The sequence below is a fragment of the Micavibrio aeruginosavorus ARL-13 genome (assembly GCF_000226315.1).
Taxonomy (GTDB): domain Bacteria; phylum Pseudomonadota; class Alphaproteobacteria; order Micavibrionales; family Micavibrionaceae; genus Micavibrio; species Micavibrio aeruginosavorus_B.
The window spans coordinates 1,559,446-1,573,853 of the sequence record NC_016026.1 but is presented as its reverse complement, the minus strand read 5'-3'; the positions used below and the strand labels follow the sequence as shown (position 1 = coordinate 1,573,853).

Sequence of the window (14,408 nt, the reverse complement as noted above, 5' to 3'; positions counted from 1 at the left end):
TACAGGCGTCAATGTCCGGCACCTGGAAACAATCATGGCACGACCACGGATCTCTGATCGTGGTCGTGTTTGCTTATTATCTGGTTGTATCCGGTGTTGCGGTTCTGGGGTTTGGTGTTCCGGCCCGTGAATTGTTGCAGGGCGTGGGCTATGCCCTGATGGCCCTGCTGATTGCCTTTGCATTCTGGGGTGTGTTGCTGGCGCTGGCCTATGGTCGGGCGGTTGTTACGGCCTTGCGCGACGGTGGTAAGGGCCTCAGCCAGCGGATCAACAGTGTTTTTGACCAGATCATCCACCCCTACACGACATGGCCGGTTCTGGCCGATACCATTTTAGGGACAGTGGCGATTATCGGCCTTAGCCAGTTCTTCATTGGCAAGGGGCTGTTGCCGTTACTGGATAATTATCACTGGGACCCGGTGATGATCCATCTGGAAGAGATGCTTCACGGTGGACGCTCGGCGATGGATTGGCTGGGTGGTCTGTATGAACACCCATGGATCATTCGCGCGATTGATAAGATTTATATTCTGTGGTTCCCGGTGATGTTTGGCACCACGTCATGGGTTGTGTTCTGTGACCGCAACCGTGTGCGGCGACTGCAATATCTCTGGGTGTATTGCGTGTCGTGGATGGTGATTGGCACGGGGTTGGCGATTGCGCTGGCCTCTGTCGGGCCGATTTATCTGAAGGATTTTTACCCCGACCTGCCGCTGAACGGGTACACCGCGCATCTGGCCGCCTTGCAATCCATTCACGACCAAACGCCGCTGCGCGCGCTGGATATTGCCGTGACGTTGAAGGATTTGTGGGGTGATGAAACCAAATTGGACATGAACGCCATTTCCGCAATGCCCAGCATGCATGTCGCCGTGGCGTGGCTGTTGGTGCTGTACGCCTTTGCCGTGCGGCGGTGGTGGGTCATGGCTTTTATGGGGGCGTTTTTCGCCGCCATCATGGTGGGGTCGGTCGTTCTGGGCTGGCACTACGCCATTGATGGGTATGCCAGCATCGCCATTATTACGGTCCTGTGGGCCGCAGCCGGGTGGGCTTTGCGCCGGAAAATGGGCGAAAAACCCGGGCAAAAGCCGGAAATCCAACCTGTCGCCCCCCTTGATAGGGCGGTACAACCCTGATACGACAATAGATGAAAAGGGCCAGTAGCTCAGTTGGTTAGAGCGGACCGCTCATAACGGTTTGGTCGCTGGTTCAAGTCCGGCCTGGCCCACCATTTCCCTCAAAATCTTGCAATTTCCATATTTTTATCATAGGGTTCTGGGATCTATAAAAAGCCGGGGCTCAATCTGGCAAAATACGGGGCAGGGATTATGAAGCGTAACAAAAACAAGAATGCCAACCAAAAACGCACGCGCCAGCAGCAAGAGCGCCAGGCGCGGTTCAATAATCCCGTAACAGCCAATGACATTCTGATCGATTTTAACGCGGCGGGCCGTTTGCAAGGGCTGACGCACGGGGCCGGCCGCGTGCATGTGCAGGGCATTACCATCGATGACCCGCGGGCACGGTTGTTGGATGATGGAATTTTCATGACACCAAAGGATGATGGTGGATGGATGATTCAATCCAGTATCGCCGATGTTCCCGCACTGGTCCCCAATCAACACCCGATGGAAATTTTTGCGCGGTCGATTGAAAAGGCCTTTGGGGTGGACAAACCGCTGTTCAATTACAAATTCCTGCAAAGCTGCATCAGCTTGCAACAGGGGGAGAAACGCCCGGCGGTTACGTTTACGTTCGTTCTGGACGCGGATTTGAATTTGCAATCCTGTTCTATTGAACGCACGGTTTTTGAAAACCTGAAACAGTGCAATGACAATGATATTGTGCGCGAATTGGCCAAGGGCGATGCGGATGTAAAACGCTGGACCGATCTGGGTCATCGTCTGCACGAAAAACGTACAAATGATATGGTGCAGATCTGCAACAATCTGGCCGTAAACGATAATATTCAGCCCGCATCCGCGCCCGAATTCCCACCCCGCCCGGGATATGAGGGCACCGATCTGGTCCATGAAATCATGCGCATGACCAATCTGGCGGCGGCGGAATATTTCGTTGATAACAATTTGCCCGCCCCATTCAAATCGGCGCAGGGATTTTTCAAGGTTCTGCATGTGTCCAAGGATTTCAATTTCGATCTCGAATGCAATCGCATCGCGTTGGATGTGATCGAAACCATCATTCGGACATCACCACCTTACGCCAAAATTTCATCACCGATGCAAAAATATCGTGACTTCCTTGGTCTGAAAATTATGACGCGTCATTTGGATGGAAAAACTGTGCAGCTGAACGACGCGAAGGAAGTTTCGCGCCTCACCACAAACTTTAACCAAGCCGCCACGAACCAGGACCATACAACGCAGCCCGGTTGGCATGTCACATGGGCGAACCATCGCGCGGAACAGGACACAACATCCCCCCATTTTGCGGATGAACGCAACCCGGCAACGGATATTGGTGCCTTGCGTAAAGAGTGCAGCGACCGCCGGATGAAAATGCCCCAGATGGCCGAACGTTTGTTACTGGTCAACGGCGTTGATATCGTGATGGTGGCACTGAAATGCAATCAAACGGTAACCTGGGCCGCGCATTACGATGCCACCACCGCCCTGAACATGGCGGCGAAGCGGATGATGCGGCAGATGAAGCCGCAGACTCCCGGGGCGGCTCCGGTCAATTCTCCAGCCCCCTAATACAACATTTCCTTGTTAAAACAAAACGGTACCCGCTTTACAAAGCCGGGACGGCGTGGGACAATTCTTTCGCTTGTTAAGCCCCAGTCCTGCGTCGGAGTGTTCCCCGTGTTTTGTATGATTTCTGTGAAGCGTATCTCGCGTTCTGTGTCCCGTGCCATTCTTTTATCCGGCGCCTGTGCGGGCGTTATGATGGGAGCGGCGTCCGCGATGGCTCAGCCTATTCCCTTCTTCGATACCATTCCCGATGGCCGTGATGAATTCGATGATCTGGTGAACAGTGCCAGCGGCACGTTGACGCTCGATCCCCTCAGCGGGCTGGTTGGCGGAAATACATGGGATCGTGGTGCCTATACAATTACGGCAACCAATGGCCTGAACCGCTCTATCGATAATACATATCTGGGTACGAATGCGATTGCGGGCGTGCCGGGCGGGCAATCCATTCAAATGAGCGCGAATGGACAGGTTACATCCGGCCTGACATTTACGTTCGACAATCCAATCAACGGATTTGGTATTGATTTGGGGGATTGGGGCACGTGCTGCTATCCGTCCGAATTGTATATCAGCTTTGATGGCGGAACGCCGATTTTGGTGGGTACCGCGACACAACGCGCTGATAACAAGGGTTCTGCCGCCGGGCAGGGTGATCGTACTTTTGTTGGTGCGATTGATGATTCCGCGACATTCAGCGTTATTACATTTTACGGCACGGGCAGCGGCGATGTCTTGTATGGCGGTGGGGTTATTCGCTACGCCATCGTTCCAATCGGTTTTTTCAGCGGTGGGTATGTGCAGACGTCAACGGGCACGCCTGCGGAAGGACTGGCCAGTTATTTCGACGGATTTGATAATAATGGCGGCGATCGCGCAACTATCGGCACATATTTGAACACCCTGACATCGCCGGAAGAAATTGCACAGGTGATGAAAAAGGTGTTTCCCGTGAATACCAGCGTAACGGGCCAAACCATGATGTCCGCCAGCGGGCAAACCACCAATGTTCTGGTTGAAAAGGTGGGCACGGTTCTAGGGAATGTGGGTTCTGTTTCGTCGCTGAATTTCCGCGATGGTCAGGCCGATATGTCTGGCTGGATTTTTGCGGATAGCAATGCGAAGGCAATGACGGAAGTGGGGCAGGCACCGTCTTTATCGTTGTCTGCTAGTGCCTATGACCGGTATGAGCCGGGCCAGAAAGCGGTCTGGACCGAAGCTGTCGTGGCGGGTGCCAATGGCGATGCCACGACATCCACCATGGGGTATGACACGTTCAGCCGTGGTTTCGTCACGGGCGCAGAATTCGCGCTTGATCAAACGCATATGATTGGCGTTCTGGGCAGCATGTTCCGTACGGACGTCGATGTCGATAACCATGCAGGCGATACCGAAGGATATAACTATAATATCGGCGTATATGGACAGAAGCTTTTCGGCGCTACAAAGTTGAGCGGCATGGCCATGGTTGGTTATGGCGATTACGAATCTAAACGCCACGTTGATGTCGGTGGCGTGACGCAATCACCGCGCAGTGACTATGACGGGTGGAGCGGCAGCATGACGGCGGCGCTCAGCCGTTTATACGCTCATGATGATTATGAATTCGAACCGTTTGCGTCTGTGTCTTACACTGCGGTGCGTACGGATGGCTACACGGAAAAGGGTGGCGGGGCCATGAACATGACGGTTTCGGCGGATACGTTTTCGACCGCATCGGCAAAAATTGGCATGGCTGTACAACGCGAAATGAAGTTTGAAGATGGCCGGGCGTTCGCTGTTAAACTGCGTCCCTATGTCGGCCAGCAGTGGGAGCTTGAAGAGGCCTCCAATACAACACGCTTTGTCGGTGCAGGAAGCGCCACCACCATCAACGGGCGGGATTTGACGACGTTTGATGTTGGTCTGGGGGCGGAGATGCGTTACGATCTGGATAATTCGCGCTCGCTGAAAGCCGGGGCTGATTTGTCTCGTGATCGTTATGAAGATCGGTATGTCGGCTTTGTCGGGTTTGGCGTTAAGTTCTAAAGCCATAGAACATCATGACGGATCAAAACCGGGGGTAAATATAAATTTACCTCCGGTTTTCTATTCGGGCTTGGTTATACCGGGCATGCCCTGTTAATCTCTGGGGATGTCGCCCATCATCCTGATCATCACCATCTCAACCTTCCTCACCGCGATCCTGTCCGGCATGTTTGGTATGGCGGGTGGGTTGATTTTGATGACGATTTTGCTGGGCTTTATGCCCGTTGCCGCGGCGATGAGTGTGCATGCGTGCATTCAACTGGTGTCCAATGCGTGGCGCAGTTTTTTGTGGCGGCGGCATATTGTGTGGCGGGTGTTGCCACCGTATTTCGCGGGCATGGTGGCGGGGTTTGGCATTATGCTGATGGTCCGGTTCGTGCCGGACAAGGGCGTGGTGTTTCTGGCCATGGGGGCGTTGCCGTTGCTGGCCATGGCGGGCGAGCGTTATGTGACGCTGTATATCACCAACAAGGTGCATACGTTTTTCACGGCAACCATTTTGACCTTTGTGCAAATGACGGCGGGGGTGGTGGGGCCGTTGCTGGATCTGCTCTATAACAACGCGCCGTTGACGCGCAAAGAAATCGTCGGCACCAAGGCGTTTACGCAAAGCGCGATGCATTTAACCCGGTTGACCTATTTCGGGTCGTTGGTGCCGTTGGTCAGCGGGCAGGCCGTGTGGCCGGATTCGATTCCGGGGTGGGCTATCCCCGGTTTTATGGTGGCGGCCATTGCGGGCACGTCGGTGGCGGGTGTGATTCTGCACCGGATGAGCGACCACCATTTTAAAAAATTCACCCGGATTCTGGTCACGATCGTCTGTTTATACTGCCTGGGGCAGGGCGTTCGGCTGACATTCTTTTCATTATGAAAATTAAAAGGGTGGAAAAGGGCGATTTTCTGCCAAAAAGGGCGCGGAAACATTGACTTGATCCCATAAAACCGTCTAAAACCGGGGCACTCCCGAAAAGCACCATGACTTGGGTGCGTTGGCCGAATGGTTCGGCCAATACCAATGGATATCGGGACAATAATGTTCGAAAGGAAACGACAATGGCGTTGAAACGTCCAAGTGCAAAATACAAAATTGACCGCCGCTTGAGCCTGAACCTGTGGGGCCGTGCAAAGTCCCCGTTCAACAAGCGTCAAACCGCTCCGGGCCAACATGGTGCACGCCGCGGCAAACTGTCTGACTATGGTCAACAGTTGCTGGCGAAACAGAAATTGCGTCTGCACTACGGCAACATTGGCGAGCGCCAATTCCGCCGCTACTATCTGGAAGCATCCCGCCTGCGTGGTGATACCGGCCAGAACCTGATCGGCCTGTTGGAGCGTCGTCTGGATGCGGTTGTTTACCGCGCGAAATTCGTACCGACCGTGTTCGCTGCTCGTCAGTTCGTAAACCATGGTCACGTAACCGTGAACGGCAAACGCGTGAACATCCCGTCTTACCAAGTAAAAGACGGCGACGTCATCGAAGTACGTCAAAAATCCAAAGACATGGGTCTGGTTGTGTCCGCTATGGAATCCCAAGAGCGCAACCTGCCGGAATACATCCAAGTGGATGAAAAGGCGAAGAAAGCCGTATTCCTGCGCGCTCCGAAACTGGAAGACGTTCCGTACGCAGTACAGATGGAACCGAACCTGGTTATCGAATATTACAGCCGTTAATCGGACCAGAAATTCGAAGAAGGCCGCCCCAACCGGGCGGCCTTTTTTGTTGCGCAATCGCGGTGAAGTTGCGTAGGTTGCTCCTATAACCAAAAAGGATAGCGCCATGAATTATTCATTCCTGCCAAAAGCAGAATTGGAATCCTTGTTCCGGTCCGGCCGGTTTCAACCGCGCCCGACATTTGTGTACCATGAAATTTCCAGTTCTTATGGCGCGTCCTATGTCGAGGCGATTGTCGGTACGCCGGACGCAACGATCTGTGGCGCATGCCAGCGGCATGATCTTGTCGCCTTGCTAGACATGGCAAAGGCCGAGGGTGACACGGTTTTATCCAATCCCAATATTCAAACCGTACAGGACATCATTGCTGAGATTGATGTGCATATCGCCAATGGCCCGGCTCTGGCGGCAGAGGTCGAGCGGGCCCGGGCATCGGTCGTTGTGCCATTCAAGCCTCGCGACCCGAAACTCTGATCGTTTCTACGATTGCGGCCCCGGCGATGGTTTGCGATATGGGGCCACAGCGCGGTTCAGCGTGTTGATATAATCATCATACGCATTTTTGGCGCTGGCCCGCTGGGCCGGGGTGATGGCGGACGCGCAGGGGGCAGGGCAGAAATCTTCGACCAGAAGCGGGTCTGTCGTTTCCCCCAGATTTTTGCGAACGTCATTCCACATGTAAAAAGCCTGGGCCCGTAGCGTGTCCGGTGATGGTGTTGCGGACTCGGTGATGGCATAGGCCTTGGCCAGAATATCATCCATCGTCATGGCGCGGATTGTGCGGGCTGGGGTGCGGGCCACAAAATCATTGACCATCAGCAATCCCTTCACCGTATTGTGCGATGTAAAGGGCTGGGGCACGAAGGTCAGATTGTCCGGCCATCCCGATACTTTATCCGCGATAACGCCGGTTTCGTCCGTCATGATCATATCGGCGTAACCCTGGCCGCGCTGCAGACTGTGCAGATGGCGGAAATATTGGGCCATGCCGCGTGATGCGGCATACGGGACAAGATATTGGCCGTGGCCTTCCTGCGCCATTTTCAATGCGGCGGCGACATCGGCAAAGGTTTCGGCTTTCTGGTGAATGACTTCAATCTGCATCCGTATATCGTTATGACGGGCGTAATCCGCAAACGATTCTTCGTGCAATTCCGGAAGATTGTGCATGGCAATGGTATAGCGCCTGTCAATCGCGTGGAATCCTTCGTGCAGTTTGATAAAACGTTCGGCCAGATGGGGCGGAATATGCAACGCATCCACATCAATATCGGGGGCGATTTTTTTGAAATTATCCGGGTGGATTTTGCTGAACATAAACAGCGTGCCATAGACAGGCGCGCCGGGCAGGTCGCCAAAAACAATCCATAAATCATTGGGTTTTTTCGTTATATCGCCACCAATATTGTCGTGGTTGGGAATGGCGACGGGGGCGTGGTTGTAATAAGCCTGTCCCAGCATTTCGACGGTGTCCGCGCTGGCCTCAATCCCCGACAGGGTTTTGATCAGCGAGGGCAGAATTGTTTCGGCGGTGACGCCGACGGCTCCCTCGGGCGCATGATCCATGGCGCGTTCAATCATAACGCTGTCCAAAACGATCACCGGTGTTGCGCTGTGCCGGGTGAAGAGATGGGTGAGTTCGGTGCTGGTGTCAAAGCGGGGTGGTTGTGGCGGTTGGTTGTCATTGCCGACCATCGTTGATGATGTCTGGCATCCGGCCACAAGGGCGAAGGATAAAACGACGGCTTTGCCCCATCGCGCGGCTGTGCCTTTAAGCGGCATCATTTATGTCCCTGTTTTATAGTCTTTTTATTTTATGGGACGAATCTACGGGGAAAGAGGGGGCTTGTCCAGTTTTTGCCGTCTATGCCGTGGCGCGAACCCGGCCCCAATTGGCGTAAGCGCGCAGGGCCATGGCCATCAGGATGAAATTATAGCAGACATAGCCATATTGGGCCGAAATGCTGGCCACGGCGATACCGCTGATACAGGAAATGGCGGAGAAGACGAAACCAGTGCGGTTTTGCTTGCCCAGGGCATAGGTTGCGGAAATGCCGAAAACAACGGACACCCAATCGAGCCCGTAATAGGTTGTCAGAGAATTTATAAGCAGGTCCAGCATACTAAGGCATTCCTCCGTTAGAGGAAACTTGCCATAACATGGTTAATAAAAGGTTTAATGGTCGGGGGTCAGTCGTGCCCGGTCCGGCGCCCGGCCAGGACGGAAATCATCCCATGGAAGGTGCGGACTTCCTGTTCCGTCATTTCGGCGCGGCCCAGCATGTTGCGCAGGTTGCGAACGATGGAGGGTTTCATTTCCGGCGAACGGAAAAACCCGGCATCATCCAACGCATCTTCCAGCCGTTCATACAAATTGACCAGAGCATCGTGCGTGGCCGGGGCGGAATCACCGGTGGGCAATTGTTTCGGTGGCGTGGCGTCGCCCGCGCTCATAAATTCATGGCAGACCAGCAGTACGGCTTGCCCCAGATTGAGGGACGAAAAACCGGGGTTCAGCGGAATGGTGATGATCGATTGAGCCAGCGCCACATCGTCATTGGCCAGTCCACTGCGTTCCGCGCCGAACAGGATGGCCGTTTTTTCACCAGACTTGATCCGTGTGTGCATGTCTTCCGCTGCCCCGCGTGCGGTCAAAACGTGTTTGACCATATCGCGGGGGCGGGCGGTGGTGGCATAAACATGGTTGATGTCGGCCAAGGCCTCCGCCGTTGTGGCGAACACTTCGACCGGGGGCATCAATTCCAGCGCACCGGATGACATGGCTTCGGCGGCGGGATTGGGCCATCCATCACGCGGGGCCACCAGACGCATACGCGTAATGCCGCAATTCATCATCGCGCGTGCGGCGGCACCGATATTTTCGCCCATCTGTGCGCCGACGAGAATAACCACAGGCCCGTGGTCCTGTGGGGGTTCGATTTGTGTGCGATCTGTTCCGGTCATTTTGGAATACGCCTTTCCCTCTCATTCGTCACCCCGGCGAAGGCCGGGGTCCATACGGTCTATCCTATGGATACCGGCCTTCGCCGGTATGACGCATGAGTATGGTTGGTCAAATGTTACGCCGCAGCGCGTTTGGCGGTCAGGCGCTGGCGCGCTTTGTCCGGGCCAATCAACGGCAGCAGCACGGCCAGTTCGGGGCCGTGATCCATGCCCGTCAGGGCCTGACGCAGGGGCATGAACAAATCCTTGCCCTTGCGGCCCGTGGCGGCCTTCACCGCTTCGGTCCAGGCTTTCCATGTGGTGCCATCCCACGGTGCGGCTGGCAGAAGCTCGGCGGCCTGTGCGGCGAAATCGGAATCATTGATGATTGGTTCAACCGGGCCGTTGGCCACATTCCACCAATCCTGCACATCGCTCATGCGGTCGAGGTTGGGGCGGACAGCGTTCCAGAAATTTTCGTCCAGATCTTTTAATCCCATTGCGGCCAGACGGTCCTTCACCGATGCAAAAGACAGTTCGTGGACGATCTTCGCGTTCAGGCGCAGGAGTTCTTCCATATCGAATTTCGGCGCGCCTTTGGAGAATTTGGACATGTCGAATTGATCGATCAGCGGCTGGATTGATGTGAACGGCTCAATCGGATCGGCGCTGCCCAAGCGGGACATCAGGCTGATGATCGCCATCGGTTCCAGTTTTTCATTTTCGCGCAGGTCGCGCACGCTCAAACTGCCCAGACGTTTGGACAATTTTCCACCCTCGGAATCAGAAATCATCGGCAGGTGCGCAAATTGCGGCACCGGGGCACCTATGGCTTCGAACATCTGCACGTGCATGGCGGTGTTGGATACGTGGTCTTCGCCGCGGACGACGTGGGTGATTTTGTAATCAATATCGTCGATGACGGAGCAGAGGTGGTACAGCGGCGTGCCGTCTTCACGGATCAGCACCGGATCGGAGACCAGTGCGCCATCAAACTTCACCGCGCCACGGACCAGATCATCCCATTCAATCGATGTCGGGTTCATTTTAAAGCGCCAGTGCGGTTTGCGGCCTTCGGCTTCGAATTTGGCTTTTTGCTCGTCGGTGAGGTTCAGCGCCGCGCGATCGTAAATCGGGGGCAGGCCGCGGGACAGCAAAGTCTTGCGTTTCAGCGCCAGTTCATCCGCCGTTTCATAGCAGGCGTAGAGACGGCCATTGGATTTCAATTGCTCAATCACCGCATTGTAACGGTCGCCACGGTCGCGTTGGCGGGCGTGATCGTCCCAGTTCAGGCCCAGCCAGTTCATGGCGGCTTCGATATCGGCTTCGTATTCCGGCTTGCTGCGTTCCACGTCGGTGTCGTCAATACGGAGCAGGAAGCTGCCACCATTTTTGCGCGCGAACAGCCATGTAACGATGGCGGCGCGCACGTTACCAACGTGCAGATAACCGGTGGGGGACGGGGCGAAACGAACGCGAACGGACACGGTTTAAACCTTTCAAAATCATCTCAGTGCTGTCATCCCCGGCCAGAAGCGGCGTAAGCCGCGCCGCCGAACGGGGATCCAGTCGTTATGTGCGGCGCATTGCGCCGCGCGTTTATTGTGCCGGATCCCCGCACAAGGCGGGGATGACGGACGGTGTAAGGCCTTGCAATATAGAGGTTTTACCCCCTGCGGCGCAAGGGTGCTTTAGGTGTAAAAACCTATTGTTTTTCAACCGTATAGCCGTTGGTGATGGGGTAACGGCGGTCGGGGCCAAAGGCCTTGCGCGAAATTTTCGTGCCCGGGGCGGATTGGCGGCGTTTATATTCCGCCCGGTCCAGCAATTTTTGCACCCGTGTTACCGTGTCCACATCATGTCCGGCGGCCACAATTTCGGCGATGGATTGGTCCCCTTCGATCAAGGCGAACAGGATGGCGTCCAACACGTCATAGGGGGGCAGGGAATCCTGATCCGTCTGGTTGGCGCGCAATTCGGCGGTGGGCGGGCGTGTGATTGTGCGTTCCGGCATCACGGGGCCATGGGGGCCGAAACTGCCAGCCGGGTGATGCGCGTTGCGCCAGCGCGACAGGGCGAACACATCGGTTTTGTAAACATCCTTCAGTGCGTTAAATCCGCCACACATATCGCCGTACAAGGTCGCATATCCTGTGGCCATTTCCGATTTGTTTCCGGTCGTCAAAACCATGCGGTTGGTCGCATTGGACAGGGCCATCAACGCCACGCCCCGGCTGCGCGATTGTAAATTTTCAAATGTGATGGATGGTGTGTCGACGTTGAAATTCGAGGCCAGTTCCTTTTCAAACGCCTGAACCATCGGAATAATGTTGATGGATTGGTGCGCGATGCCCAGTAAACGCGCGCTTTCCGTCGCATCGTCCAGACTTTCCTGCGCGGTGTATGGGCCGGGTAGCATCACCGTATGCACGGCGGATGGGCCAAGCGCGTCGGTGGCGATGGCGGCGGTTAAGGCGCTGTCGATCCCGCCGGACAGCCCCAGAACCACGCCGGGGAAACCGTTTTTGGTGACATAGTCACGCAAGCCCAACATCAACGCGCCATACATGCGTTCATGCCCATCGGGAACATGGCGGGTGTGGTCGCATTGGCACAGGGCCTTGCCCGTTTCTGTGATGGTCCAGATGCTGTCGGCGCGGTCTTCGGCAAATGTATCCATCTGCGCAACCACATCGCCGGTTTCATTCATAATGAAGGATGCACCGTCATACAAAATCGCATCCTGTCCGCCAACCTGATTGGTGTAGATTAAGGGCAAGCCGGTTTCAGCGGTGCGCTTTTTCGCCTCGAGGCGGCGTTTTTCATGTTTGCCCATGTCAAACGGGCTGCCGTTAATGGCAATTAAAATTTGGGCGCCGTTTTGTTTTAGGTTGGCGGATACGTCTGGGAACCACATATCTTCGCACACCATCACGCCCAGCGTATAACCACGGAACGCGATGGGATCGGGCAGGGGACCGGATGTAAAAATGCGTTCATCATCAAACACGCCGTAATTGGGCAGATGATGTTTCAATCGCGTTTCAACAATTTTCCCATCACCGATCAACAGGGCGGCGTTATACGGTTTGGGCTGTCCGCTGGAAATTGGTGCGCCGAGCAGGATATGTGTGCGCCGGCCTGCCGTGGCGGCGGCAATCTGTTCAATTGCGGCGGCGCAGGACGCAAGGAAGGCCGGTTTTAACACCAGATCCTCCGGCGAATATCCGGCCAGAACCAGTTCCGTAAAAACGATCAGGTCGGTGGTGTCCGGGGTATCGTTATAATATTGCAGGATTTTTTCCGCATTTTTGGTCACGGCGCCCACGGTCGGGTTCGTTTGGGCCAGCGTAATATGCAACGGTTCCAATGCGGGTGCAGTCATTCTATAATCCCTCAATCTGTGCCGCCCGATCATAGCGCGTTTGCGGCACGGTTTTAAGTAAGGATATTGCATTATGCCCGATTTCAAAGATCCTTTGGCCCGGCAAAGCGTTTTGTGGGGGGACCAATATGCCCTGACCATGGCACAGGCCTTCTTTACCAACGGCAAACACAATGTGAATACGACGTTCCACGCGTTTATTCGGAAAAACCCGTTTGGCGGGGCCTATCTGGTCACGGCGGGGCAGAATATTGTTTTTGAATGGTTGCAAAACTGGCGGTTCGGACCGGACGAAATCGAATGGATGAAACGTAAAATGGTCACCGACCCGACCACGGGTGTGGACCATCGTTTGTTCACCGACGATTTTATCGCCATGGTGAAGGATGCAAAGCTGGAACTGAGCATCGATGCCATGCCAGAGGGGGAATTGGCCTTCCCCGATGAACCCATCATGCGTGTGCATGGGCCGTTGTGGCAATGTTTGATGGTCGAGGCCGCGTTGCTGAACGTCATCAATTCGCAATCCTTGTTCGCCACATTGGCCGCGCGCTTAACGGATGTCGCCGGTGGCGCGCCGATTTTGGAATTTGGTTTGCGCCGCGCCCAATGTATTGGCGGGTTGGAACCATCCCGCGCCGCATGGATTGGCGGCGTTGCGGGCACATCGAACATGCAGGCCGATTTGGCCTATGGCATTCCATCCACCGGAACATTCGCCCACGCATGGGTGATGGTGTATGAGGACGAGGTTGAATCCTTCGCCGATTACGCCCGGGCCATGCCGCATAACGGCGTGTTTTTGGTGGATACCTATGACACGGTGCAGGGCGTTAAGCGCGCGATTGCCGCGTGCCAATCCGCTGGCATGACGATGAAGGGTATTCGTCTGGATTCCGGTGATTTGGCGTATCTGTCAAAACGGGCGCGCGCGTTGTTGGATGCCGCCGGGTTTACCGATGCGAAAATTGTGGCGTCCAACGATCTGGACGAAGAAACCATTCTGGCCATTCGTCAGGAAGGCGGGCGTATTGATATGTGGGGCGTTGGCACAAATCTGGCCACGTCCAAGGCGCAACCGGCGTTGGGGGGCGTGTACAAATTGGGTGCGGTGTTCGGGGCGGATTTATCCCAATCCGAAATCGATGCCATGCGCCAACAGGTGCAGGCGGGCAAAATGCCGCATCTGGATGCGAATTTCATGCGTGATGTCATCAAATTGTCGGAACAATCCATCAAAACATCCATCCCCGGTGAATTGGATGTGATCCGTTATGTCGTTTATGACGGGGACCAACCGGTGCGTTATAACGGCGATACAATTTTACCCGTTTTTATAACGGATCCGGTGCGTGATGGCGTTTTGACACATCCGTTGACGTCCATTCGTCGTGATGATGATACGCGCCGCAAACGGTTCGGCCCCGGGGCGCATGTGTATCGCCCATTGGTGTCCGTTTTCCGGGCCGGGGATATGGTGATCCCGTTGGAAGATGTGCATATGGCACGGGCGCGGGCGATGGCGGGTTTGAAAATGCTGGACCCCGCCCACCGCCGATTGAAAAATCCCCACGTCTATGTCGTGGGGATTGAGGAAGGGCTGTATAAAAACCGCCGCGACATGATCCTGCGTTTGCGGGATTCGGCCACGGCGGCGTAATTCATT

The 14,408-nt window shown here is 55.1% G+C and carries 12 protein-coding genes and 1 tRNA gene; 8 read left to right on the top strand and 5 right to left on the bottom strand.

All coding sequences use genetic code 11. The annotated features are described in order from the left end of the window. Window positions 1-11 precede the first annotated feature (11 nt). The 7 genes from MICA_RS07470 to MICA_RS07440 all read left to right on the top strand — a co-directional run bounded on the left by MICA_RS07470 (window position 12) and on the right by MICA_RS07440 (window position 6,888). A complete protein-coding gene (locus MICA_RS07470; protein ID WP_014103120.1) occupies window positions 12-1,136 on the top strand; it encodes a phosphatase PAP2 family protein in 1,125 nt (374 codons plus the stop codon). A gap of 18 nt (window positions 1,137-1,154) precedes the next feature. After that, a tRNA-Ile gene (locus MICA_RS07465) sits at window positions 1,155-1,231 on the top strand. A 97-nt stretch (window positions 1,232-1,328) separates the two neighbouring features. Then, window positions 1,329-2,717 carry an RNB domain-containing ribonuclease gene (locus MICA_RS07460; protein ID WP_014103119.1) on the top strand — a complete coding sequence of 463 codons (1,389 nt, stop codon included), beginning with the start codon at window positions 1,329-1,331 and terminating at the stop codon, window positions 2,715-2,717. A gap of 210 nt (window positions 2,718-2,927) precedes the next feature. Beyond that, window positions 2,928-4,742, top strand: a complete 1,815-nt coding sequence (locus MICA_RS07455; protein WP_236619875.1) for an autotransporter family protein — start codon at window positions 2,928-2,930, stop codon at window positions 4,740-4,742. Window positions 4,743-4,848: 106 nt separating this feature from the next. Beyond that, a complete protein-coding gene (locus MICA_RS07450) occupies window positions 4,849-5,613 on the top strand; it encodes a sulfite exporter TauE/SafE family protein (protein ID WP_014103117.1) in 765 nt (254 codons plus the stop codon). A 182-nt stretch (window positions 5,614-5,795) separates the two neighbouring features. Continuing rightward, on the top strand, window positions 5,796-6,413 hold the full coding sequence (gene rpsD, locus MICA_RS07445; RefSeq protein WP_014103116.1) for a 30S ribosomal protein S4: 618 nt from the start codon (window positions 5,796-5,798) through the stop codon (window positions 6,411-6,413). Between the two features lie 106 nt (window positions 6,414-6,519). After that, window positions 6,520-6,888 carry a hypothetical protein gene (locus MICA_RS07440; protein WP_014103115.1) on the top strand — a complete coding sequence of 123 codons (369 nt, stop codon included), beginning with the start codon at window positions 6,520-6,522 and terminating at the stop codon, window positions 6,886-6,888. A gap of 6 nt (window positions 6,889-6,894) precedes the next feature. Here the strand turns inward: MICA_RS07440 and MICA_RS07435 are convergent, their stop codons facing one another. The 5 genes from MICA_RS07435 to MICA_RS07415 all read right to left on the bottom strand — a co-directional run bounded on the left by MICA_RS07435 (window position 6,895) and on the right by MICA_RS07415 (window position 12,742). Then, complete coding sequence (locus MICA_RS07435; protein ID WP_014103114.1) at window positions 6,895-8,199, bottom strand: hypothetical protein; 1,305 nt, start codon at window positions 8,197-8,199, stop codon at window positions 6,895-6,897. A 79-nt stretch (window positions 8,200-8,278) separates the two neighbouring features. Further along, a complete protein-coding gene (locus tag MICA_RS07430) occupies window positions 8,279-8,536 on the bottom strand; it encodes a hypothetical protein (protein ID WP_014103113.1) in 258 nt (85 codons plus the stop codon). A 68-nt stretch (window positions 8,537-8,604) separates the two neighbouring features. Beyond that, the gene (locus MICA_RS07425) at window positions 8,605-9,378 is read right to left on the bottom strand and encodes an RNA methyltransferase (protein ID WP_014103112.1); all 774 of its coding nucleotides are present in this window, start codon (window positions 9,376-9,378) and stop codon (window positions 8,605-8,607) included. 116 nt (window positions 9,379-9,494) lie between these two features. Beyond that, window positions 9,495-10,844: a glutamate--tRNA ligase gene (gene gltX / locus MICA_RS07420; protein ID WP_014103111.1), complete on the bottom strand. Its 1,350-nt coding sequence runs from the start codon at window positions 10,842-10,844 to the stop codon at window positions 9,495-9,497. Window positions 10,845-11,062: 218 nt separating this feature from the next. Next, window positions 11,063-12,742, bottom strand: a complete 1,680-nt coding sequence (locus MICA_RS07415; RefSeq protein ID WP_014103110.1) for an NAD+ synthase — start codon at window positions 12,740-12,742, stop codon at window positions 11,063-11,065. A 73-nt stretch (window positions 12,743-12,815) separates the two neighbouring features. On the opposite strand from MICA_RS07415, the gene pncB reads away from it, so the two are divergent. Continuing rightward, window positions 12,816-14,402, top strand: a complete 1,587-nt coding sequence (gene pncB, locus MICA_RS07410) for a nicotinate phosphoribosyltransferase (RefSeq protein ID WP_014103109.1) — start codon at window positions 12,816-12,818, stop codon at window positions 14,400-14,402. Window positions 14,403-14,408: the final 6 nt, after the last annotated feature.

Excerpts from the sequence above, each read along its gene's own strand:
- MICA_RS07435 (WP_014103114.1), bottom strand. The coding sequence starts at position 8,199 with ATGATGCCGCTTAAAGGCACAGCCGCGCGATGGGGCAAAGCCGTCGTT.
- pncB (WP_014103109.1), top strand. The coding sequence starts at position 12,816 with ATGCCCGATTTCAAAGATCCTTTGGCCCGGCAAAGCGTTTTGTGGGGG.
- MICA_RS07415 (WP_014103110.1), bottom strand. The coding sequence starts at position 12,742 with ATGACTGCACCCGCATTGGAACCGTTGCATATTACGCTGGCCCAAACG.
- MICA_RS07450 (WP_014103117.1), top strand. The coding sequence starts at position 4,849 with ATGTCGCCCATCATCCTGATCATCACCATCTCAACCTTCCTCACCGCG.
- rpsD (WP_014103116.1), top strand. The coding sequence starts at position 5,796 with ATGGCGTTGAAACGTCCAAGTGCAAAATACAAAATTGACCGCCGCTTG.
- MICA_RS07460 (WP_014103119.1), top strand. The coding sequence starts at position 1,329 with ATGAAGCGTAACAAAAACAAGAATGCCAACCAAAAACGCACGCGCCAG.
- MICA_RS07440 (WP_014103115.1), top strand. The coding sequence starts at position 6,520 with ATGAATTATTCATTCCTGCCAAAAGCAGAATTGGAATCCTTGTTCCGG.
- MICA_RS07430 (WP_014103113.1), bottom strand. The coding sequence starts at position 8,536 with ATGCTGGACCTGCTTATAAATTCTCTGACAACCTATTACGGGCTCGAT.
- MICA_RS07455 (WP_236619875.1), top strand. The coding sequence starts at position 2,928 with ATGGCTCAGCCTATTCCCTTCTTCGATACCATTCCCGATGGCCGTGAT.
- MICA_RS07425 (WP_014103112.1), bottom strand. The coding sequence starts at position 9,378 with ATGACCGGAACAGATCGCACACAAATCGAACCCCCACAGGACCACGGG.
- MICA_RS07470 (WP_014103120.1), top strand. The coding sequence starts at position 12 with ATGTCCGGCACCTGGAAACAATCATGGCACGACCACGGATCTCTGATC.